The 21,573-nt window shown below is 72.8% G+C and carries 19 protein-coding genes; 9 read left to right on the top strand and 10 right to left on the bottom strand.

All coding sequences use genetic code 11. The features are described 5' to 3' along the window. The first annotated feature begins 66 nt into the window (after nucleotides 1-66). From H9623_RS12010 to H9623_RS11995, 4 genes are all read left to right on the top strand, one after another. The gene (locus H9623_RS12010; protein ID WP_193720285.1) at nucleotides 67-1,026 is read left to right on the top strand and encodes a hypothetical protein; all 960 of its coding nucleotides are present in this window, start codon (nucleotides 67-69) and stop codon (nucleotides 1,024-1,026) included. 113 nt (nucleotides 1,027-1,139) lie between these two features. After that, nucleotides 1,140-1,535, top strand: coding sequence for a hypothetical protein (locus H9623_RS12005; RefSeq protein ID WP_193720284.1), 396 nt, complete (start codon nucleotides 1,140-1,142; stop codon nucleotides 1,533-1,535). Nucleotides 1,536-1,959: 424 nt separating this feature from the next. Next, nucleotides 1,960-2,757 (top strand): hypothetical protein, encoded by a 798-nt coding sequence (locus H9623_RS12000; RefSeq protein WP_193720283.1) that lies wholly within the window; start codon nucleotides 1,960-1,962, stop codon nucleotides 2,755-2,757. Between the two features lie 103 nt (nucleotides 2,758-2,860). Further along, nucleotides 2,861-3,259: a hypothetical protein gene (locus H9623_RS11995; RefSeq protein WP_193720282.1), complete on the top strand. Its 399-nt coding sequence runs from the start codon at nucleotides 2,861-2,863 to the stop codon at nucleotides 3,257-3,259. A 199-nt stretch (nucleotides 3,260-3,458) separates the two neighbouring features. Here H9623_RS11995 and glnA read toward each other — a convergent pair whose 3' ends face one another. Then, a complete protein-coding gene (gene glnA, locus H9623_RS11990; RefSeq protein ID WP_193720281.1) occupies nucleotides 3,459-4,883 on the bottom strand; it encodes a type I glutamate--ammonia ligase in 1,425 nt (474 codons plus the stop codon). Nucleotides 4,884-5,098: 215 nt separating this feature from the next. On the opposite strand from glnA, the gene H9623_RS11985 reads away from it, so the two are divergent. After that, nucleotides 5,099-5,539, top strand: coding sequence for an RDD family protein (locus tag H9623_RS11985; protein WP_193720280.1), 441 nt, complete (start codon nucleotides 5,099-5,101; stop codon nucleotides 5,537-5,539). Nucleotides 5,540-5,952: 413 nt separating this feature from the next. Here the strand turns inward: H9623_RS11985 and H9623_RS11980 are convergent, their stop codons facing one another. The 5 genes from H9623_RS11980 to H9623_RS11960 all read right to left on the bottom strand — a co-directional run bounded on the left by H9623_RS11980 (nucleotide 5,953) and on the right by H9623_RS11960 (nucleotide 10,612). Further along, nucleotides 5,953-6,684 carry a DUF4191 domain-containing protein gene (locus tag H9623_RS11980; protein ID WP_193720279.1) on the bottom strand — a complete coding sequence of 244 codons (732 nt, stop codon included), beginning with the start codon at nucleotides 6,682-6,684 and terminating at the stop codon, nucleotides 5,953-5,955. Nucleotides 6,685-6,851: 167 nt separating this feature from the next. Continuing rightward, on the bottom strand, nucleotides 6,852-7,853 hold the full coding sequence (gene lipA, locus H9623_RS11975; protein ID WP_193720278.1) for a lipoyl synthase: 1,002 nt from the start codon (nucleotides 7,851-7,853) through the stop codon (nucleotides 6,852-6,854). Between the two features lie 64 nt (nucleotides 7,854-7,917). Next, complete coding sequence (locus tag H9623_RS11970) at nucleotides 7,918-9,288, bottom strand: MFS transporter (protein WP_193720277.1); 1,371 nt, start codon at nucleotides 9,286-9,288, stop codon at nucleotides 7,918-7,920. A 181-nt stretch (nucleotides 9,289-9,469) separates the two neighbouring features. Beyond that, entirely contained in the window at nucleotides 9,470-10,150 is a 681-nt protein-coding gene (lipB, locus tag H9623_RS11965; RefSeq protein WP_193720276.1) for a lipoyl(octanoyl) transferase LipB, read from the bottom strand. A gap of 9 nt (nucleotides 10,151-10,159) precedes the next feature. Next, nucleotides 10,160-10,612, bottom strand: a complete 453-nt coding sequence (locus H9623_RS11960) for a MarR family winged helix-turn-helix transcriptional regulator (RefSeq protein WP_193720275.1) — start codon at nucleotides 10,610-10,612, stop codon at nucleotides 10,160-10,162. 36 nt (nucleotides 10,613-10,648) lie between these two features. Between H9623_RS11960 and H9623_RS11955 the strand changes: the two genes are divergently transcribed. Beyond that, nucleotides 10,649-12,952: an MMPL family transporter gene (locus tag H9623_RS11955; RefSeq protein WP_193720274.1), complete on the top strand. Its 2,304-nt coding sequence runs from the start codon at nucleotides 10,649-10,651 to the stop codon at nucleotides 12,950-12,952. Between the two features lie 81 nt (nucleotides 12,953-13,033). Here H9623_RS11955 and H9623_RS11950 read toward each other — a convergent pair whose 3' ends face one another. Then, nucleotides 13,034-13,762, bottom strand: a complete 729-nt coding sequence (locus H9623_RS11950; RefSeq protein ID WP_193720273.1) for an HNH endonuclease family protein — start codon at nucleotides 13,760-13,762, stop codon at nucleotides 13,034-13,036. Nucleotides 13,763-13,875: 113 nt separating this feature from the next. On the opposite strand from H9623_RS11950, the gene H9623_RS11945 reads away from it, so the two are divergent. Further along, a complete protein-coding gene (locus H9623_RS11945; protein ID WP_193720272.1) occupies nucleotides 13,876-14,928 on the top strand; it encodes a Gfo/Idh/MocA family protein in 1,053 nt (350 codons plus the stop codon). A gap of 91 nt (nucleotides 14,929-15,019) precedes the next feature. Next, nucleotides 15,020-16,636, top strand: coding sequence for a protein kinase family protein (locus H9623_RS11940; RefSeq protein WP_193720271.1), 1,617 nt, complete (start codon nucleotides 15,020-15,022; stop codon nucleotides 16,634-16,636). A gap of 19 nt (nucleotides 16,637-16,655) precedes the next feature. Here the strand turns inward: H9623_RS11940 and H9623_RS11935 are convergent, their stop codons facing one another. From H9623_RS11935 to lpdA, 3 genes are all read right to left on the bottom strand, one after another. Continuing rightward, complete coding sequence (locus tag H9623_RS11935) at nucleotides 16,656-17,546, bottom strand: TIGR01777 family oxidoreductase (protein ID WP_193720270.1); 891 nt, start codon at nucleotides 17,544-17,546, stop codon at nucleotides 16,656-16,658. 153 nt (nucleotides 17,547-17,699) lie between these two features. Further along, nucleotides 17,700-19,532, bottom strand: coding sequence for a 2-oxoglutarate dehydrogenase, E2 component, dihydrolipoamide succinyltransferase (gene sucB, locus H9623_RS11930; protein WP_193720269.1), 1,833 nt, complete (start codon nucleotides 19,530-19,532; stop codon nucleotides 17,700-17,702). Between the two features lie 29 nt (nucleotides 19,533-19,561). Continuing rightward, the gene (gene lpdA, locus H9623_RS11925; protein WP_193720268.1) at nucleotides 19,562-20,944 is read right to left on the bottom strand and encodes a dihydrolipoyl dehydrogenase; all 1,383 of its coding nucleotides are present in this window, start codon (nucleotides 20,942-20,944) and stop codon (nucleotides 19,562-19,564) included. Nucleotides 20,945-21,161: 217 nt separating this feature from the next. Between lpdA and H9623_RS11920 the strand changes: the two genes are divergently transcribed. After that, nucleotides 21,162-21,506: an oxidoreductase gene (locus H9623_RS11920; RefSeq protein WP_193720267.1), complete on the top strand. Its 345-nt coding sequence runs from the start codon at nucleotides 21,162-21,164 to the stop codon at nucleotides 21,504-21,506. Nucleotides 21,507-21,573: the final 67 nt, after the last annotated feature.

Genomic DNA, 21,573 nt, shown 5'->3' with positions numbered 1-21,573 from the left:
CGCGTGACCCGTGGGCGCCCCGCTGAGACACGCGGCGGCCCGATCCTGGCTCGTTAGCCTTGACGCGTGAGCCTCCCTGACGATCCCGGTCTCCCGCTCGAACGCCCGTACGATCCCAGCCCGGCACCGGAGGGGGGCGTCGACGCTGGGGCGCAGCCTCCCACGGACAGCGTGGCCCCTCGGCGACGCGTCGGCGGGTGGGGGCTCCCCAGGCTCGACTCGCTCGTGCCGGACCGTCTGGCAGACCGGGCACGAGCGGCCCGTGCGGCGGTCGAGGCCGCGCACGCGAGCGTCGAGGCGGCGCGCGAGACCGTGCGCGAGACCGGACGACGGCTGCGTACCCCGGGGGCGATCCTCGGGCCACCGGTCCCCGCCGGGGGTGTCCCCACCGCGCCTGTGCACCCCGTTCACCGCGGAGCGGTCGAGGTCGCCGCACTCCTGCCACGGTCCCTCGAGCTCCCGGTCCGCGAGGCAGTGGGGGCGCTCGCCCCCCTCGGCTGGACCGGGGAGCTCTTCCTCGTCGGCAGCGAGCCACTGCGGGTCGTCGTCCGACGTTGCCCGCTGGCGCGGATGTCGACGGGGCAGATCGCCAGCGGCGTCGTCGATACGCTCATGGACGTCTCGGCGTCGAGCGACGACCCTCGGACGGTCGAGCTGCTCGACGCCGACGGACAGGTCCTGCTCCGCAGCACGCCCGGCGCGCGTCGGCACCGGGGCGGTGCGTGGACCCTTCGCCACGTGACGCTCGCGGACGGCAGTCCTGTCGCCAAGATCACGCGGGCGACGCGAGGGGCGCGCGTCCGCGACGTCGTCGTCGCCGGTCCGATCGGTGAGGTGACGGCGGTGACGGAGGCGTGGGACACGACCCGACGTCGCCACGCCGGACGGGTGTGCCGCGGGCCCGTCGAGCTCGCGTCCGTCCGCGAGCACGCAGGCGGACGATCGCTCACGATCAGTGCTCTCGACAGCGACGCCGACGCCCTCCTGGTGTGGGCCGCCGTCCTGTCCTGGTGGGGCGCCGCCTGACGCGGCCAGCCCGGGTGGAGGTGCCGCTCGCCGTGGACACGGGTCGGCCGCGGGCCGGCTCCGCCTGACCGGTGCCCGCGCCAGGCCGGACCCGTGGTGGCACACTCGTACAGGTGTCAGACCAGCCCTCCGCACCGACCCGTCCTGCGCCGCTCCCGCGCCGCCGACCCGCGCCGCCGACGACCGCGCGCCCGCTCCCGCGCCGGAGGGCGACGCCGCCTGCGCCGGACACGTTCGTCCGGGTCGTGACGGTCGCGGACGTCCAGGTGTCGAACCCCGCCGCAGTCCTCGCGGCAGCCGCCGCGGTGGGATGGTCGCCCGGAGCGGGATCGGACGCAGAGCGGCTGCGGTCCGCCCTCGAGCATCTCGCCGCGGATCGAGCGGCGCTCGACGGCGCCCGCGTGCTGGCCACCTCGTCCACGGCGCAAGCGCTCGATCTCACGGCTGGAGATGCGCTCGCGGACGAGTCGCCAGAGCTCGCTGCGTGGGTCAACGCGCAGGCAGGCTGACCCCGCCGGCAGGCTGACGCGCCGGGCTCCTCCGTGTGCGTCACGGCGCACGGGGCAGCAGGGGCCTCGGGTGCCACCAGGAGGATCAGGACCACGACCCGACCGTGGGGCGGGGCGCGCCCTTGACAGTAAGATGTCAGGTCTGCCAAGGTTCGCCAGGACGATTAACAAATGGGGGGCTGTGCACTGAACCGCACGTTCGCACGGGGCCTACGTCACGCACCGACGCTGCTCGGAGGATCGGGTCTGCCGGCAGGCGTGCTCGAGGAACGCCCGGCGAAGAGCATCGTTCAGCGTCGCGTGGCCGCAGCACGGACGCTGGACACGTGGTGAGCGCCGTCGAGCTCGTCCGAGGCCCCCGCTACGGACATCCGAACCTGACCCAGGGTCATCGGTCCGCCAGCGGGAACGGTGGCTTCTCCCCGTGATGAACGTCGATCTGCCTGGATGGGCACGGGTCGGAGCCGCCACCCTCGCCGTCGTCGTGCTCGCCTCTGGCTGCGCGAGCGACAGCGTCCCTGTTCCTCCCGGACTGGAGACGTGCGCACCCCGGTGGGAGCCTGTCGCATCAGGCGACCTGCCGGACGCCGGCGCGGCGAACCCCGCCGCGACGCTGGCGTCCGGCAGCTTCACCGAGGGCGCGCACCTCTCCACCGAGGGCGCGGCGAAGCTGACCGAGGGCAAGGACTACTCGCTGTCGCTCACGATCACGATGACCGAGTTCCGCGGACGACTGGCGCCGCGCGTCGAGACCGTCGGCGAGGACTGCTCGTTCGTCGCGACGTACGGCACCGAGCTCGAGGGCGATGCACTCCTGCCGGAACAGACCGACCTGGTCCACATGTCCGGAGAGGGCGCCGTCGTCTTCGGAGAGGTCAGTACCGGTGCGCCCGGGCAGGTCTCGACCTTCACCCGGCGCGGGGACCGTCTGGCCTGGCTCGAGACCCGCAGCACCAACCTCGACGAGTTCGACTGGCGGGTACGTGCGACTCGGATCGGCGACGACGCCCCGACCCTCGTCGCGGACTACCGCGACTTCTACCCGGGTGGTGCGACGCCACGGATCATCGGGATCGATCCGTACCTGTCCATGAGCACGAGCAGGCTCGCCTGGAACGCAGCCTCGAAGGCGGGCGGGTCGAGCGATCTCCTGAGCGCGGGCCTCGCCGGAGACGGCGATGTCGAGGTGCTCGCCGAGAACGGTCATCGTTCACGCAGGTGACGCCGATGGCATCTACTTCGCGAGGTCCCAGGAACAGGGGGACCGGCTCGCGTCGGAGATCGTCTTCTCCCCGGACAGCGGGGGCCAGCAGACGCTTGCGACCATGACGACCCCGGTGGACCGTCCCATCATCGCGATGACGGTCTCACCCGAGGTCCTCGTCTGGGCGGTGGCGTCAGGATCCGAGCCGGACGGGATGACCACGGTCGATGCTCAGCTGTACGTCATGGACCGGACGACGCAGGTCACCACGATCATCGACACCGGCACGGACTGGTTCGGCCCGGTCTCGTTGTCCGGAGACGTCCTCGCATGGGGCGCAGGTTCCGGGAACGGGGACACCGGCGAGTACCTGCACTACGTCGGGACGAACGCGATCTACAAGCTCGTCGACGCTCCGGGCCTGAGCGACGTCGTGGTGCGCGGCGACGTCATCGCCTGGCGGTCGTCGACGGCCGGCATCGCTGCCTTCAACCTGGGCAGGCTCACGCCGGCGGGATGAACGCGGGCCCCTCCACTTCGCCGGCCACTCGTCGGGGAAGGGCCACGACGACGTCCAGGTGCACCGTCGTCACGGGCTCGGACGCCGGCGCCTGTCGTCCCCTGCGGCAAAAGTGTGGCACCCCGGTCGCCACGTCGGGCGGCCGGGGTGCCATCACTGCAGGTCAGGAGCTCGCGACTACCACCGCGAGCACCGACGATCAGAGGTCGTAGTACAGCTCGAACTCGTGCGGGTGCGGGCGCAGGCGGATCGGGTCGACCTCGTGCTCGCGCTTGTAGGTGATCCACGTCTCGATGAGGTCGGGTGTGAAGACGTCACCGACCGTGAGGAAGTCGTGGTCGGCCTCGAGGGCGTCGAGGGCTTCCTCGAGCGAGGCGGGAACCTGCTGGATCGCTGCGTGCTCCTCGGGGGGCAGCTCGTAGAGGTCCTTGTCGACGGGCTCGGGCGGCTCGATGCGGTTCTTGATGCCGTCGATGCCTGCGAGGAGCTGTGCGGCGAACGCCAGGTAGGGGTTGGCCGTCGGGTCGGGGACGCGGAACTCGACGCGCTTCGCCTTGGGGTTGTTGCCCGTCACGGGGATGCGGATGCACGCGGAGCGGTTGCGCGCCGAGTAGACCAGGTTGACGGGGGCCTCGTAGCCGGGCACCAGGCGACGGTAGGAGTTGACCGACGGGTTGGTGAAGGCGAGCAGCGCGGGCGCGTGCTTGAGGAGGCCGCCGATGTACCAGCGGGCGAGGTCGGACAGGCCGCCGTAGCCCTTCTCGTCGTAGAACAGCGGCTCGCCGTCCTTCCAGAGGGACTGGTGCGAGTGCATGCCCGAGCCGTTGTCGCCGAAGATGGGCTTGGGCATGAAGGTCGCGGACTTGCCGGCCTCCCAGGCGACGTTCTTGATGACGTACTTGAACTTCATCAGGTCGTCGGCCGCTGCGGTCAGCGTCGAGAAGCGGTAGTTGATCTCCTGCTGGCCGGCGGTGCCCACCTCGTGGTGCGCGCGCTCGACGTCCAGGCCGACCTGGTCGAGGACGGCGCACATCTCGTCGCGCAGGTCCGCCATCTGGTCGTTGGGGGAGACAGGGAAGTAGCCGCCCTTGTAGCGGGTCTTGTAGCCGAGGTTGCCACCCTCCTCGACGCGGCCGGTGTTCCAGGCCGCCTCCTTGGAGTCGAGGTGGTAGTAGGACTCGTTCTGGCTCGTCTTGAACCGGACGTCGTCGAAGATGTAGAACTCGGCCTCGGGGGCGAAGAACGCGGTGTCGGCGATGCCGGTGCTGCGCAGGTACGCCTCGGCCTTGAAGGCGACGTTGCGCGGGTCGCGGGAGTACGCCTCGTCGGTGAAGGGGTCCACGATCGAGAAGTTCACGATGAGCGTCTTGCGCTTGCGGAACGGGTCGATGTAGGCGGTCGTCACGTCGGGGATGAGCTTCATGTCCGACTCGTGGATCGCCTGGAAGCCGCGGATCGAGGACCCGTCGAACATCATGCCGTCCGTGAAGGCGGACTCGGCGAACTGCGAGATCGGGATGTTGAAGTGCTGCATCACGCCCGGCAGGTCGCAGAACCGGACGTCGACGAACTCGACGCCCTCGTTCCGGGTGAAGGCGATTGCCTCCTCCGCGTTCTTGAACATCCGTAACTCCTTGGTAGTGGGTCCTCTGGCCGTACCTCCAGTGGCGCCTCGAACCTAGGCCCCAGGGGTTTCCCGACCGTGTACCGAATGTTTCGGCGGTGTTACGCACCGGCGTGCCGTGTGACATCGGCGAGACGGCGTGCGGCGGGACTCCCAGAACCAGGACGAACCGGACGGGCGCCGGAGCCCTCCTCCGCGGCACGTAGGCTGGTGCCGTGGTGTCGCGTGAAGATGTGGGTTCCTGGCTCGAGGGTACGCCGACCGGCGGGGAGAACGACCGGGGTGGTCGGCTCGGCCTGCCGCCCGACGGTCCGGGCTCGTTGGCGACGGTCGGCCGTCGCGTGGTCGCGCTCGTCATCGACTGGGTGCTGTGCCTGCTCATCAGCTTCCTGCTCTTCGACGAGAACCCGATGGCGACGCTCGCGGTCTTCGCGCTCGAGAACCTGCTCCTGGTGAGCACGCTGGGCTACACGATCGGCCACCGGGTCATGGGCCTGCAGGTGCGGGTCCTGGGCGGTGAGGGCCGCATGGTGGGCCTGTGGCGCGGGTTCGTGCGCACGGGCCTGCTGTGCCTGCTCATCCCGGCCGTGGTCTGGGACGGCGACGGCCGCGGCCTGCACGACAAGGCCGCGGGCACGGTCATCGTCCGCGCCTGACGCGGGCCCGGCTGCACTGCCCGCCGTACCGGCACGGTGCCCGACGGCGTCGCTCCCGTCCGCGCGCCGCTCCGGTTCGACCCGGGGTTCCTCCGGGTGTCCACCCGACCAGCGTGTGCCGCCAGGAGAGCCTGTGCCGCCAGGAGAGCCTGTACCGCCGACGTGCTGCGGCAGGATCTCTCGTGGTCCGTAGCCCGTGGCGGGATCCGCGATCGGTGAGCCGTGCTCCCGCTCGCCGCGGCGCCGTCGGGTGAGTCTGGCAGCCGCGGCCGCGCTGACCTCGCTGTCGGAGGCTGCGCAAGGGCGTGTCCACCCCCTGACCGCGAGTCCGCCTCCGGGCACGACCGTCCCCTGACGCCGACAGCCCGCCGACGGAGGACCGTCGACGGGCTGCCGGTGCGGGCAGAGCAGGCTCAGCGCCCGCGCATGCCCTTGCGGTCGGGACGGGCGCGCGTGGGGTCGATGCCCTTGGGGATGGGGAGCTTGGCGCCGCCCAGGGCGCGCAGGCGCTTGCTGACCTCGGCCGTCTCCGGCTTGGTCAGCGTGGGGCGCAGCTTCTGGACCGTGCGCGCGAGCTTCTTGAGCGGGACCTGGCCCTCGCCGTTGCCGCACTGGATCGTGGTGACCGGGACGTTGGGCAGGACGCGCGTGATACGACGCTTCTCGCCGTCGAGCAGCTTGGCGACGCGGTGCGTCGGGCCCTCACCCACGAGGACCACGCCGGCGCGACCGACGCCGCGGAACACGAGGTCCTGCTGCGGGGTCAGGGCGACGGGCTCGTCGTCGAACGTCCAGCCGCGGCGGATGGTGCCGAGCGCGGCGCGCGCGGCACCGGGCTGGCCGTCGATGCGGCTGTAGGCCGCGGTCTCGGCGCGACGCGTCAGGACGAACAGCGAGCCGAGGAACGCGAACGGCAGACCCACGATGAGGGTGTACACCCACGGGCCCCAGGCCAGGCCGATCCCGATCGCGACCGCGAGGATGCCGACGAACACGCCGAGCATGATCCACGTGACCGCCGGGTCCTCGGCGCGCGTCATCTTGTACGCGTCCCAGACCTGGTGGTACCAGCGCTGCTTCTTCTGCTTCTTCGGCTTGGTGCCGTCGACCCCGGTCGAGGGGGCGGTGCTCTTGTTGCGGGCCATGGTGCCTCAGTCTAGTGGTGGCGGAGAGTGCTCCGGTGAACGGGCGGGGACGGCGGCGAGCCGGACCCCACCCCCCGATTCTCTCGCACGTCGGCGGGGGAGAGGGAGCAGGGACCGGCTCGCTGTCGGGCAGGCCCGGACCGGGCTGGTCGTGGTCCGGAGGGAGGTCAGCGGGCCAGCAGGCTCGCCGCCTCCTGACGGGCCGTCGTGGGCTCGGTCAGGTGCGCGAGCGCAGCGGGGATCTCCATGCCGCGACGCTTCATGGCCTGGCCCCACAGCCGCCCCGCGCGGTACGAGGACCGGACCAGCGGTCCGGACATGACGCCCAGGAAGCCGATGCGCTCGGCCTCGTCCGAGAGCTCGACGAACTCCTCAGGCTTGACCCACCGTGCGACCGGGTGGTGACGCAGCGACGGGCGCAGGTACTGCGTGATGGTGATGAGGTCGCAGCCTGCGTCGTGGAGGTCCTGCAGGGCCTCCTTCGCCTCGTCGATCGTCTCGCCCATCCCGAGGATGATGTTCGACTTGGTGACGAGACCGGCCTCGCGGGCCCGCGTGATGACCGACAGCGACCGGTCGTACCGGAAGCCCGGGCGGATCTGCTTGAAGATGCGCGGCACGGTCTCGACGTTGTGCGCGAGCACCTCCGGGCGCGACTCGTTGACCGCGTCGAGCAGCTCGGGGATCGCGTTGAAGTCCGGGATGAGCAGCTCGACACCCGTGCCCGGGTTGAGCGCGTGGATCTGCCGGACGGTCTCCGCGTAGAGCCAGGCGCCCCCGTCGGCCAGGTCGTCGCGCGCGACGCCCGTGATGGTCGAGTAGCGCAGGCCCATGGCCTGGACCGACTCCGCGACGCGGCGCGGCTCGTCCGCGTCGAAGTCGGCGGGCTTGCCCGTGTCGATCTGGCAGAAGTCGCAGCGACGCGTGCACTGGTCGCCGCCGATGAGGAAGGTCGCCTCGCGGTCCTCCCAGCACTCGAAGATGTTGGGGCAGCCGGCCTCCTCGCAGACCGTGTGCAGACCCTCCTTGCGCACCAGGCCCTTGAGCTCGGTGTACTCGGGTCCCATGGTCGCCCGGGTCTTGATCCACTCGGGCTTCTTCTCGATGGGGGTTGCGGCGTTGCGGGCCTCGACCCGCAGCATCCGCCGCCCTTCAGGTGCGATCGTCACGCGTCTCTCCCAGTCCTTGGTGGGCTGTGGCCCCCCTGGAGTCGTGCCCGGTTTCGGGTGAAAGTCAGACTACGCCAGGAGCCTCGTCGAGGCGGGGGGTGTCCACGGGGCCCCGGTGGGAGCGCAGCGACAACCCGGTGACGACCAGCAGCACGGCGGCCACCGCGGGCAGGGCGAAGGCCGCCGCGGTCCCGACGTCCTCGGCGACCTGACCGCCGACGCTCGCGCCGAGCGCGACGCCCACGACGTTCGCGCTCGCGAGCATCGTCATCGCGGCGCCGCTGCGGCTGCTCGGGCTGAGGTCGCCGCCGACCGTGAAGATCGTGACCATGACGGGCCCCACGAACAGGCCCAGGAGCGCGAGGGCGCCGATCAGCGTGCCGAGCGACCCGCTGCCGCCCGCGACGAACGTCAGCAGAGCGGTCACCGTCAGGCCCGACGCGAACGAGACCCAGCGCGACCGTGCACCGAACCGTGCGGGCAGGGCGACGACGGCGAGCGCCGTGATCGCCGACCCGAAGCCGAGCACCGCGTAGACCAGGCCCGCCTGCTCCTCGGCCCCCGCGTCGCGCATGAACGACGTGACGGCCGTCTGGGTGCTGCCGAACAGCATGCCCATCGCGAGCATCCCCAGGACCGGGACCAGCACACGGCGGAAGAGGCCGACGAACGACCCGTGGGCGTCGTGGCCCGCAGCGGACTGCGCCGCGGGCGAGGGCGCCGGGGCGCCGGGCGTCGCGGTGGGGTGCAGCGCGAACGCCAGGCCGAACACCGCGCACACCGCGGCCGCGAACAGCATCGCGGCCTGCGGGGACCACACGCTCGCGAGGATGCCGACCAGGGCGGGGCCGAGCACGAACCCGATCTCGTCGGCCGTGCTCTCGTAGCCCATCGCGGCGAGCAGGGTCCGCGGGCGGTGCTGGGTCATGGCGATCCAGCGCACGCGCGCGAGCGGGCCGATCTGCGGGGCGAACGCGCCCACGAGCGCGGCCGCACCGAGGATCACGCCCGAGGGTGCGCCCACGGTCGCGGCCTGGACGAGCGCGACCACCGCCAGGACGTCCAGGGGCACGACGACGAGGAGCACCCTGCGCTGCCCGACCCGGTCTGCGACGGAGCCCTGGGTGGGGCCCCCGAGCGCGGTACCGACCGCGGCCGCGGCGCTCGCGAGACCGCCGAGGGCGAGCGAGCCGGTGGTCGTCGAGACCAGGAGCAGCGTGCCGATCGTGATCATCGAGAACGGCAGGCGGGCGAGGAAGGCGACGGGCAGGAACGCCTTGCCGGCGAGGCGGGGGAGCTCGCCGTACGTGGCGAGGGTCCCGCGACGGGGCTCGGTGTCCGGGGGCGTCGTGGGGGAGCCGGTGGCTCCCGGGGTGGTTGCGGGCGCGCCGGGTGCGGGGCGCGCGGGCGCGAGGGGACTGGGAGTGCGGGTCATGAGGGTCCTTCAGGGGTCCATCGATCAGCGCACCGACCCACCCGTACTCCGGTTGCGCAGCGATTCCCTTGAGGTGAGACCCATTCTAGCGGCGACGGGCGCGGAACGGGAGGGGGCCGCGCCGCGGGCACACCTGCGGCGCCGTGCCCGGTGCCGGGTCCAGGTCTGATGCAGGCCCGGTTCAGGCCCGGACGGTGTCCGCCTGCGTCGGTGGGACCACGGCCGTGGCGGCGAGCAGCGGCACCAGGTGCTCGCGCAGCGCCTCGACGAGGAGCGGGGTGGCCTCGGCGATCGTGACCTGCCGCCCGGTCTCGAGCGTCAAGGAGGTCACGTCGGCGTCGGCGATGCCGCACGGCACGATCCGGGAGAACTCCCCGAGGTCGGGGCAGCAGTTGAGCGCGAGGCCGTGCATGGTCACGCCGCGCGCGACGCGCACGCCGATCGCGCAGACCTTGCGCTCGCGGCGGGCCGCCGTCGCGGCGAGCCACACGCCGCTGCGCCCCTCGACGCGGTGCGTCGTGAGGCCCAGCGCGGTGCACACGTCCATGACTGCGGCCTCGAGCGCGCGCACGTAGGCGACGACGTCGACGGGCTCGGCGAGCCGGACGACCGGGTAGGCCACGAGCTGGCCCGGGCCGTGCCAGGTGATCTTCCCGCCGCGGTCGACGTCGACGACGGGTGTGCCGTCGTCGGGCCGGTCGGCGAGGTTGGTGCGTCTGCCCGCCGTGTACACGCTCGGGTGCTCCACGAGGATCACGGTGTCCGGGCTGATGTCGTCCACGACCTCCTGGTGGACGTGGCGCTGGAGGTCCCAGGCGTCCTGGTAGTCGGTCAGGCCCGGCCCCTCGGTGCGCAGATGCATGCGGTCAGGCTAGTCCTCGCCCGGGCGCGGGTGGGCCTCGACCATGGTGATGAGGATCTCACGCAGCGTCGCGATCTGGTCCTCGGTCAGGCCCCGGGTGCTGAGCTGCTCGGCGGGTCGCGGGTTCGCGGCGGCGAAGGCGGCCGTGCGGCCGGTCGGAGTGATGGCCACGGCGCGGCGGCGCCGGTCCGTCGGGTCGTCCTCGCGGGTGATGTACCCCGAGCGTTCGAGGCGGGCCAGGACGCGGCTCATGGTCTGCTCGGTGATGTGCGACTCGGCTGCGAGCTGACGCTGGGTGCGGGGGCCGGCAAGAAGGTGGAGGAGGACGGGCATCGAGGCGTGGTTGAGGTCCCAGCCGTCGAGGTGGTGGTTCCACTCGCGCTCGATCCGACGGGTCACCGCCGACAGGAGCCGGCCTGTCGGCCAGTCCTTCGGTTCCCTGCTGACCGGGTTGCTGTCCACTTGCTTCTGAGACCTCCGTCGTCAATAGTACTCAGCATGCTGAGTAATCGCTGGAGTGGTGTGCTCCGAGGCCTGGTCATTGTCGCAGTGCTTGGCGTGTGGCTCGCCATCGGCGCGCTCGGAGGGCAGGCGCAGGGCAAGCTCAGCACCGTCCAGACCAACGACTCGGCAGCCTTCCTGCCCTCGAGCGCCGAGTCCACGCGCGCCGCGGAGAAGGCCCAGGCCTTCGTGTCCGACGAGTCCCTGCCCGCTCTCGTCGTCGCCGTCCCGACCGACGGGGGTGCGGTCACGCCCGAGCAGCTCGCTGCCCTCCGGGCCGTCGCGGCCGACCTCCCCGGCCTGCCCCTGCCCGGCGCCGGACCGGACGACCCGCAGACCGTCGGTGACACGCTCACCGCGGACCCCGTGGTCGTGCCGTCCGAGGACGGCGAGGCCGCCATGATCGTCGCGTCGCTCGACGCGGCCCAGACCTCGGACCTCATGGCCGACGACGAGCGCGTCAACAACGTCGTGATCGCCGAGATCCGCGCCGAGCTCGAGACCGCGCTCGCCGACTCGGGCCTCCAGGCCTGGGTCACGGGCCCCGCCGGCTTCGTGGCGGACCTGGTCAACGCGTTCGGCGGGATCGACACGGTCCTGCTGATCGTCGCGCTCGGCGCCGTGCTGATCATCCTCGCGGTCGTCTACCGCTCGCCGATCCTGCCGTTCATGGTGATCCTCACCGCCGTCTTCGCGCTGTGCCTCGCGGGCCTCGTCGTCTACCTGCTGGCTGACGCGGGCACCCTGACCCTCAACGGCCAGGCCCAGGGCATCCTCTCGATCCTCGTCGTGGGCGCCGCGGTCGACTACTCGCTGCTCGTCGTGGCGCGCTACCGCGAGGAGCTGCGCGTCGTCGAGAGCCCGTACACCGCGGTCCGCCGGGCGCTGCGCGCCTCGATCGAGCCCATCGCCGCCTCGGCCGGGACCGTGATCGCCGGCCTGCTCTGCCTGCTGCTCTCCGACCTGGGTTCCAACCGGAGCCTCGGCCCCGTCGGGGCCATCGGCATCGCGGCGGCCTTCCTCGGTGCGCTCACCTTCCTGCCGGCGCTGCTCGTGATCGGCGGCAGGCGTTCGCGCGGCATCTTCTGGCCGCGCAAGCCCGCCTACGACCCGGCAGCGGCGGACGAGGTCGAGGGGTCGACCACCTCTCCGGTGGCCCCGCCGGCGAGTGGTCAGGGCGCCCCTGAGGGTGCACGCGACCTCGCGCTCGCCGCGAGCCACGACGTCGAGGTGCACGTCGCGGGCCACGGGATCTGGTCCCGCGTCGCGAGCTTCGTGGGACGACGCGACCGCGCGGTGTGGATCGTGACGACCCTCGTCCTCGCTGGCTGCGCCGCGTTCGTGCCGACTTTCCAGGCCGAGGGCACGAGCGATTCCGACGTGTTCCTGACCCAGGTCGACTCGGTCGACGGCGAGCAGGTGCTCGAGGAGCACTTCGGCGGCGTCGGCGTGCAGCCCGCGATCGTCGTGGCTCCCGAGGGCGACCTCGACGCCGTGCTCCAGGCCGCGACCGGCACCGACGGCGTGGCCTCGGCCGCAGCGGTCACCGAGGGCGGCACGGGCGGTGCGCCCGGCGCCCCCGCGCAGGGACCGCCGCTCGTGATCGACGGCGACGTGCGCATCGACGTCGTGACCGAGGACCCGAGCGACACCAACGCCGCGACCAGTACCGTCGCCGCGCTGCGCGACGCGGTCCACGAGGTCTCGCCCGAGGCGCTCGTGGGCGGTGCCAGCGCCGAGCGCCTGGACACGCAGATCGCGGGAGACCACGACCTGCGCGTGATCGTGCCCGTCGTCCTGGTCGTGATCCTGCTGATCCTCATGCTGCTGCTGCGCTCGATCCTCGCGCCGGTCCTGCTCATGGCGGCCAACGTGCTCTCGTTCGGTGCGGCGCTGGGCGTGTCGGCGATCGTCTTCAACCACGTGCTCGACTTCCCCGGTGCCGACCCGACCGTCCCGCTCTACGCGTTCTGCTTCCTCGTGGCGCTCGGCGTGGACTACTCGATCTTCCTCATGACCCGCGTCCGCGAGGAGTCGGCGATCATCGGGACACGGCGAGGCACGCTGCGTGCGCTGGCCGTCACGGGGTCGGTCATCACGTCGGCCGGCGTCGTGCTCGCGGCGACGTTCGCGGCGCTCGGCGTGATCCCGCTGCTGTTCCTCGCCCAGCTCGCGTTCATCGTCGCGTTCGGTGTCCTCGTCGACACCCTGATCGTCCGCAGCCTGCTCGTCCCGGCACTGGTGCACGACGTCGGACGGGTCGTCTGGTGGCCGGGTGCGCTGCGGCGCAGCGCACCCTGAGAAGCCGCGGGCCCGGGCGGGCCGCCTCGCGTCAGGCGGCTCGCCCGGGACTCGCACCCCGGTGGCCCGGGACCCGCGCCGTCAGGGGACGACGGGCAGCGGCTCTGACGGGCAGCGGTCGAGGACGGTGGCCATCGCCTCGTGCTCGGACGGCGTGACCCACAGCTCGTACTCGGCCTTCACGGCGACCTGCCGCGCGATGTAGGTGCACCGGAACGCGTGGTTGGGCGGCAGCCAGGCCGACGCGTCGCGCGCGCCCTTGGACTGGTTGGCGGACCCGTCGGAGGCGAGGAGGTTGAGGGGGTCGTTCGCGAAGCGCAGCCGGGTCTCGTCGTCCCACGACTGGGCGCCCTTGCGCCAGGCGTCCATGAGCGGGATCACGTGGTCGATCTGGACGGCCGAGCTGGTCTTGTTGCCGCGCACGAAGCTGATGGTCTCGCCCGTGTACGGGTCGGCGAACGTGCCGGTGCGCACCTCGCAGGCCTTGTCCCGGGTCGAGTACGTGAGGTCCGTGAGGTCGCGGGCCAGGATGTCGTTGCGGGTGTCGCACCCGTTGCCGTCGACGTCGGCCCAGGCTGACCCGAAGTTCTCCCGCTCGTAGCCGGTCGAGGCGGCGACGCCCTTGACCTCGAGCGTCTCGAGGGCCGCGAGGGCCGTCCCGGTCGCCGGTGCCTCGTTGGCCTCGATCGTGGGTTGGCTCACCGCGTTGGCGATGACGATCCCCAGCGCCAGGGCGATGAGGATGGTGCGGAGGGCGCGGCGCAGGCGCGCACTCCTTCTGCTCTTCGAGCTCGTGCTCTGGGTGCTCAAGGGACGACGACCTTCCCGAACTCGGACACATGCCGAGAACGACAGTTCCAGGAGGATTCGTACATTCTGCCAGCCTTCCGGAGTGCTCCGGGACGGCGGCTAGATTGGTCGCCATGAGTGGAACCACTGGGCAGGAGCGCAATCCCGGCACGGCGCGGGTCGGGCTGGTCGGGTACGGCGGGGCGGGCCGGGGCATCCACGCGCGCCTGGCCCGCGAGGCCGGCCTCGTGGTGACGGCGGTCGTGGCCAGGAACCCCGAGCGTCGCGCCGCGGCGGAGGAGGACTGGCCGGGGGTGCGGCTGCACGAGGACCTCGCGGGTCTGCTCGGGGACCACGCGGCCTACGACGTGGTGGTGGTCGCGAGCCCCTCCGCGCTGCACGCCGAGCACGCGGCGCAGGTCGCGGCCGCGGGCGTCCCGTTCGTGCTGGACAAGCCCATCGCTCTCGACGGCGCGCAGGCCGCGGACGTCGTGGCGACGGCGGCCGCCGCGGGGACGCCGTTCACGGTGTTCCAGAACCGCCGCTGGGACCCCGAGCAGCTCACGCTGCGGTCGGTGCTCGCGTCGGGCGAGCTGGGGCGCGTGCACACGTTCGAGCGGCGCTGGGAGCGGTGGCGTCCCGTGCCGCAGCAGCGCTGGAAGGAGAACGACCCCGTCGGGGGTGGGCTGCTGCTCGACCTGGGTCCCCACCTCGTGGACTCGGCCACCCAGCTGTTCGGACCCGTCCGGTCGGTCTATGCCGAGCTGCGTGCCCTGACGACCCCGACCGAGGACGACGTGTTCCTGACGCTGCACCATGCGCCGTCGGACGGGCACGAGGTGGTCAGCCGGCTCTGGGCGGCCTCGGTCGTGGGGGCCCCGGGACCGCGCACCCGCGTGCTGGGAGACGCCGGCGCCTACGTCGTGACGACGTTCGAGAACGACGCCTCGCCGTTCGAGGTGTTCGACGACGCGGCCCCGGACGGAACCGAGGGGTGGGTCACGCGAGGGCGGGACCGGCACCCGGTGCCCCGCGCGCCGGGGGGCCATGCCGACTTCTACCGCGCGGTGGCCGAGTGGCTGGACGGCGGACCCGTGCCCGTCGACCCGGCCGACGCGGTGCGGACCGCGCACGTGCTGGACGTGGCCCGCGAGAGCGCGCGCAGCGGGCGACGGCTCGACGTCTGAGCAGCGGGCGGCGCCGGACGTGCGGCGCCGCACCACGGGCGGTCCTGTGGACAACCCGTCGGCACGGTGCGCGCTCTGCTGAGATGGGGCCATGTCGAGCGTTCGCGCGTCCCGGTCCTCCCGCTCGGACGGTCGGGGTGCGACCGACCCGTCGGCGCCACCGCCCGTCGTCTCCGACCTCCTGGCACGTCGGGGGTGGCTCGTCGTCGAGCCGGACGAGCGGGACGGCCCGGCCGGGGTCCGGCGCTGGGTCGTGGTCGACGGTGCGGGCCGGTACCTGGACGTCGGGCTGGTCCCGGTGCCGGCCGGACCTGCGGCACGGGCGCGGCTCGTCGAACGGCTCGACGCGCTGCGGCGGCTCGACCACGAGCACCTGGCGGTCGTCGAGGAGATCGTGGAGGCGGACGCCGAGCACCTCGCGCTCGTCTCGCGGCGCCCCCCGGGTGGGGCCCTGGAGCTCCTGCTGGGCTGTCGGGGGCCGCTCGAGGCGGGCGAGGCCGTGACGCTGCTCGTCCCTCTCGCGCAGGCGCTGGCGGTGCTGCACGGGTCGGGGCTCTCGTACGGCGGGGTGGACGTGGCGGACGTCCTGGTCGACGGCGGCGGGCGGCCCGTGCTCCGGCTGCCGCTGGACCTGTGCGCCCTGCCTGCGCCCGAGGACGTGCGGACGCTCGCGGAGCTCGCCGCCGGTGTCCTCCCGCCGCCGGACACCGCGGCCGCTGCGGGCGTGGTCGGGGCCAGCCCGCCCGACGCGGGCCTCGCTGCGCTGCACGCCGAGCTCGCCGCCGCCCGCCGGTCCGACGCCCGCACGAGACCCGAGGTCGGGACCTTCGCAGCGGCCTGCTACGAGGCGGCCCCTCCGACCCCGATCACGGTGCCGGACCCAGCCCGCCTCGCGGCGGCCGCCGTCGCCGCCCGGCAGGGTGCGGCTCGTGCGGGCCGGCGTCCAGCGGGGCAGGAGCGGGCCGGGGACGTCCCCGCGGTCCCTGCGCGCCGGGGTCCCGGGGGAGGAGACCGCACGGCTCGCCGGCGCACCGGATCACGGTCGGGCGTGCCCGTGCGTCCCGCGCGTGGTGCCCGACGACGGAGCGTGGGCGCGGGCGCCGACCTGCACCCCGGTCTGGTCGCAGGCCTCGTCCTGCTGACCTGCGCGCTGCTCGTCGCGGGAGGGCTGGTCGTGCGCTCGCACCTCGTGGGCCAGCAGGGAGCGCGGCCGGGGGCCTCGGGGGCGCCGGCCGTCGAGGGAGCGCCCGCCGGCTCACCGGGCGACGCGACCCTGCGCGGTGAGGACCCGGCCGCGGCTGCCGCCGACCTCACCGAGCGCCGTGTCGCGCTCCTCGCGGGAGGCGGCTCGCCGGACGAGGTCCTGGTGCCCGGCTCGCCCGCCGCGGCGGCCGACGCCACGCTCCTCGACCGCATCGCGACGTCGGGGGTCGTCATCGAAGGGGCCGTCGCCTCGGTCGACGAGGCGCGGGTCGTCGACCGGGTGACGGACGCGGGCGCCGGGGGCGAGCGGTCCCCGGGGCCGGGCGGCGACCTCGGCCCGCGCCTGGGGGACGAGGTGCAGGTCGAGGTGACCTACTCCGTGTCCGAGCACACCCAGCGGGCGGCCGACGGCACGCGGACGACGGTGCCCGAGGCCACGCCCTCCAGGGCTCTCCTGACCCTGCGGTGGACCGACGCCGGCTGGCGGGTGAGCGAGGTGGGGTGAGGCGAGGGGTGGGGCGAGCTCACCCCGAGACGACCCACTCGGCGGCGGACGCCAGGTCGGGGTGCTCGAACGTGAAGCCGCTCGCCTCCAGGACCCGCGGCAGCGCCCGCTGCGACCCCAGGACGTCGGACGCGAACTCCCCGAGCGCGACCTTGAGCGCGACCGACGGGACGGCCAGCGCCGCCGGCCGGTGCAGGGCCTCGGCGAGCGCACGGGTGACCTCGGCGTTCGTCGCCGGCTCAGGCCCCGTGAGGTTCACCGGGCCGTGCACGTCGGACCCGAGCAGGTGCAGCACGGCCGAGACGTGGTCGCGCAGCGTGATCCAGCTCCAGTACTGCCGACCGCTGCCGAGCCTCCCTCCCACGCCCCACCGCAGGAGGGGCAGCATGCGGCCGAGCGCGCCGCCGTCGGGCGCCATGACGATGCCCGTGCGCAGGTGAGCGACCCGCACCCCCGCGTCCTGCGCAGGGCGCGTCGCGGCCTCCCACTCGGTCACGACGCGCGCCAGGAAGCCCGTGCCCGGCCCCGAGGTCTCGGTGAGCACCTCGGCGCCCCGGTCGCCGTAGTAGCCGACCGCGGTGCCCTGGAGGAGGACGGGAGGGGGAGCGTCGAGGTGGGCGAGCGTCCGGGCGATCAGGCCGGTCGTGCGTGTGCGGGACTCGAGGATGGTGCGCTTGTACTCGGTCGTCCACCGGTGGTCGCCGACGCCCGCGCCCGCGAAGTTGACCACGGCGTCCGCGCCCTCGAGCGCGCGGGGGTCCAGGGCGTCCTCGTCCGGGTCCCAGAAGATCTCGTGCGCTGCCTGGGGAGGGCGGCGCACCAGGCGACGTACCGTGTCGCCGCGCTCGCGCAGCCGTTCGAGGAGCTCCGTACCGATGAGACCGTGCGACCCGGCCACGACGATGTCCATGCGACCACGGTACGGCTCCGACGCGCTACGTGCGCCACCCGTGCCGCACGTCGCCCGCGACCGGCGGATCGTGAGCCCGCGGACGCTGCAGGCCCCCCGACCCGGACGGGTCGAGGGGCCTGCGGCGTGGTGGGGCTCAGCGGGCTCCGAGGGTCAGAGACCGACCTCGGACTCGAAGGCGCCCTCCTCGATGCGGTTCTTGATCGCACCCAGGAAGCGGGCTGCATCCGCGCCGTCGACCAGGCGGTGGTCGTACGACAGGAAGATGTAGCTCATCGACCGGATCGCGATCGACTCGTTGCCGTCCGCGTCGGTCACGACGACCGGGCGCTTGACGATCGTGCCCGTGCCCAGGATCGCGACCTGGCCGCCCGGGACGATCGGCGTGTCGATCAGCGCGCCACCGGAACCGGTGTTCGTGATCGTGAACGTCGCGCCACCCAGCTCGTCCGGTGCGACCTTGTTGATGCGGGTCCGACCCGCGAGGTCCGCGATCTTGCGGGCGAGACCGGCGAGGTTGAGGTCACCGGCGTCCTTGATGACCGGCACGACCAGGCCGCGCTCGGTGTCGACCGCGATGCCGACGTTCTCCTGCGGGTGGTAGACGACCGAGTCGCCCTCGATGCTCGCGTTGATCTTCGGGAAGGCCTTGAGGGCCTCGACCGCGGCGAGCGTGAAGAACGGCAGGAACGTGAGGTTGGCGCCCTCGCGAGCCTTGAAGTCGTTCTTGGCCCTGGCACGCAGCTTGGCGACCTTGGTCACGTCGACCTCGACCACCGTGGTGAGCTGTGCCTGCGTCTGCAGGGCCTCGACCATGCGCGTCGCGACGAGCTTGCGCAGGCGCGACATCTTCTCGGTCGTCCCGCGCAGGGGCGACACGGCCGGGACGCTGGGGGACTTGGGCGCGGAGCCCGACGGCGCAGCGGCAGCGGGTGCGGGAGCAGCCTTGGCAGCCTCCGCCTTGGCGGCCGCCTCGAGGACGTCCTCCTTGCGGATGCGGCCGCCGACGCCCGTGCCCGTGAGGGTCGAGACGTCGACACCCTTCTCCGCCGCGAGCTTGCGCACGAGCGGGGTCAGGTACGAGCCGCCGGTCGAGCCCGACGTGGCGCGCGAGGCCGGGGCCGCGGGAGCGGCGGGAGCCTCGGCGGCCGGAGCCGGAGCCGGAGCCGCGGCGGGAGCCGGGGCGGCCTCGGGAGCCTTCTCGGCGGGTGCCGGTGCAGGTGCCGGTGCAGGTGCCGAAGCGGGTGCCGGTGCCGGAGCGGGGGCCGCCTCGGGGGCCGGTGCCGGTGCTGCGGCGGCCGGGGCCGCCGCACCCGAGCCGACGATCGCGAGGACGGTGCCGACCTCGACGGTCTCGTCCTCCTGGACCAGGATCTGCTGGACGGTGCCCGCCACGGGGGAGGGGACCTCGGTGTCGACCTTGTCGGTCGAGACCTCGAGCAGGGGCTCGTCGACCTCGACGGTCTCGCCGACGGCCTTGAGCCAGCGGGTGACGGTTCCCTCGGTGACGGACTCGCCCAGCGCGGGGAGCTTGATCTCCTCGCCGCCCGAGGCGGCGGGCGCCTCGGCAGCGGGGGCGGCCTCGGCGGCGGGTGCCTCCTGAGCCGGTGCCTCCTGAGCCGGTGCCTCCTGAGCCGGTGCCTCCTGAGCCGGTGCCTCCTGAGCCGGTGCCGGCTCGGCGGCCGGAGCCTCCTGAGCGGGCGCAGGCTCGGCGGCCGGGGCCTCTGCGGCAGGCGCGGCCGAGCCGGAGCCGGACCCGATCACGGCGAGGTCGGTGCCGACCTCGACGGTCTCGTCCTCCTGGACGAGGATCTGCTCGAGCACGCCGGCGAACGGCGACGGGATCTCGGTGTCGACCTTGTCGGTCGAGACCTCGAGCAGGGGCTCGTCGATCTCGACGCTCTCACCGACGGCCTTGAGCCAGCGGGTGACGGTTCCCTCGGTGACGGACTCGCCCAGTGCGGGCATCTGCACGTTGTCAGACATGACCTCTCGGGTCTCCTTCGATCGTTGGGTCAGTTGTGGGCGTGCAGCGGCTTGCCGGCGAGGGCCAGGTGGGCCTCTCCGAGAGCCTCGTTCTGCGTGGGGTGCGCGTGGACCAGGGCGGCGACGTCCTCGGGGTACGCCTCCCAGTTCACGATGAGCTGGCCTTCGCCGATGAGCTCGCCGACGCGGGCGCCGACCATGTGCACGCCGACGACGGGGCCGTCCTTCTGGCGGACGAGCTTGACGAAGCCCGTGGTCCCGAGGATCTTGCTCTTGCCGTTGCCGGCAAGGTTGTACTCGAGCGTCTCGACGCCGTCTGCGCCGTGCAGCTCCTTGGCCTTGGCCTCGGTCAGACCGACCGACGCGACCTCCGGCTCGCAGTACGTCACGCGGGGGATGCCCGACTCGACGATCGGCGTCGGGTCGAGGCCCGCGATCTGCTCGGCGACGAAGATGCCCTGGGCGAAGCCGCGGTGCGCGAGCTGGAGCCCGGGGACGATGTCGCCGGCGGCGTAGATGTTGCCGACGCCCGTGTGGAGGCGCTCGTCGACGATCACGAAGCCGCGGTCCATGGTGATGCCCTGGGCCTCGAAGCCGAGGTCCGCGGTGCGGGGGCCACGGCCCACGGCGACCAGCAGCAGGTCGGCGTCGAACGTCTTGCCGGACTCGAGCGTCACGTGCACGCCCGAGTCGTCCTGGGTGACGCCCGAGAAGCGGTCGCCCAGCGTGAAGCCGATGCCGCGCTTGCGGAACGCGCGCTCGAGCGCCTTCGACAGCGACTCGTCCTCGTTGGGGACGAGGTGCGGGAGGGCCTCGATGATCTGCACCTCGGCGCCGAACGACTTCCAGACGCTCGCGAACTCGACGCCGATCACGCCGCCGCCCAGGACGATCGCGGTCTTGGGCACGTAGTCCAGCGTCAGCGCCTGGTCGGACGTGATGACGCGGCCACCGATCTCCAGGCCGGGCAGCGAGCGGGCGTAGGACCCCGTGGCGAGCACGACGTTCCTGCCCGTGTAGCGCTGGCCCGCGACCTCGACCGTGTCCGCGGCGACGAGCGTGCCGTGGCCCTCGACGACCGTGATCTTGCGCGACTTGATCAGGCCCTGGAGGCCCTTGTACAGCCCGGCGATGACGCCGTCCTTGTACTTGTTCACGCCGTTCATGTCGATGCCCTGCAGCTGGCTCAGCACGCCGTACGCGCTGCCCTCGCGGGCGTTGTCGGCGAGCTCGGCCGCGTGCAGCAGAGCCTTCGTGGGGATGCAGCCGTTGTGCAGGCAGGTCCCGCCCAGCTTGTGTGCTTCGACGAGAGCGACGTCCAGGCCGAGCTCGGCGGCACGCAGCGCCGTGGCGTAACCGCCGCTGCCTCCGCCCAGGACGAGGACGTCGAAAGGTGTGCCGGTCTCGGCCACGTGCAGCTCCTTAAGGCATACGAAAAGAGGGAGAGCAATGTTCTCGTGACATCTTGGCACTTCGGTCACCCGTACCCCAATCGGAACGCACGGTACGGCGTGTGATGCTCAAGACAGCCGCACGCCCCGCCCCGGCCGGGTCCGCCGCTCGTCGAGGCACGGCGGAAGTCGGGGGCGATCCCAGGAACGCACCAGGTGGAGCAAGTACCCTTCCTCCATGTCCAGGCTGTCGCAGCTCTTCTCCCGCAAGCCCGCGAACGGCGCCGGCGCCCCGGCGGGCGCCCCGTCGACGGCCGACCAGCGCCGTGCGACCCTCGAGCACCTCGCCGACTTCGCGCGCACGCGCGTCGGGGTCGAGGCGTACATCGAGCCACCGACGAACGACACCCCCACGACGCTCATGCTCATCGCGACCACGGGGGAGTGGACCAGGCGTCGGGTCCCCGACGCGAAGGCCGCGCGCAAGGTGGCCGAGCAGCTCCAGCTCCCGGTCTACGACGTGAACTTCACGGGGTACCCCCAGCGCATGCGCGACTGGAACTCCAAGCAGCGCCGGCGCTGAGCGCACGCCCCGCCCCGCGCCGGACCCCGGCACACGACAGGACGGGCGCGACCTCGAAGGTCGCGCC

Source organism: Oerskovia douganii (genome assembly GCF_015142735.1).
Taxonomy (GTDB): Bacteria; Actinomycetota; Actinomycetes; order Actinomycetales; family Cellulomonadaceae; genus Oerskovia; species Oerskovia douganii.
The sequence above is the reverse complement of the archived record's forward strand: the minus strand, read 5'-3'. Positions and strand labels throughout refer to the sequence as shown.

Coding starts and splice junctions, on each gene's coding strand:
- H9623_RS11995 (WP_193720282.1), top strand. CDS start 2,861: ATGACGACCCCGGTGGACCGTCCCATCATCGCGATGACGGTCTCACCC.
- glnA (WP_193720281.1), bottom strand. CDS start 4,883: ATGTTCAAGAACGCGGAGGAGGCAATCGCCTTCACCCGGAACGAGGGC.
- H9623_RS11980 (WP_193720279.1), bottom strand. CDS start 6,684: ATGGCCCGCAACAAGAGCACCGCCCCCTCGACCGGGGTCGACGGCACC.
- H9623_RS11970 (WP_193720277.1), bottom strand. CDS start 9,288: ATGACCCGCACTCCCAGTCCCCTCGCGCCCGCGCGCCCCGCACCCGGC.
- lipB (WP_193720276.1), bottom strand. CDS start 10,150: ATGCATCTGCGCACCGAGGGGCCGGGCCTGACCGACTACCAGGACGCC.
- H9623_RS11955 (WP_193720274.1), top strand. CDS start 10,649: ATGCTGAGTAATCGCTGGAGTGGTGTGCTCCGAGGCCTGGTCATTGTC.
- H9623_RS11945 (WP_193720272.1), top strand. CDS start 13,876: ATGAGTGGAACCACTGGGCAGGAGCGCAATCCCGGCACGGCGCGGGTC.
- H9623_RS11940 (WP_193720271.1), top strand. CDS start 15,020: ATGTCGAGCGTTCGCGCGTCCCGGTCCTCCCGCTCGGACGGTCGGGGT.
- H9623_RS11935 (WP_193720270.1), bottom strand. CDS start 17,546: ATGGACATCGTCGTGGCCGGGTCGCACGGTCTCATCGGTACGGAGCTC.
- sucB (WP_193720269.1), bottom strand. CDS start 19,532: ATGTCTGACAACGTGCAGATGCCCGCACTGGGCGAGTCCGTCACCGAG.
- H9623_RS11920 (WP_193720267.1), top strand. CDS start 21,162: ATGTCCAGGCTGTCGCAGCTCTTCTCCCGCAAGCCCGCGAACGGCGCC.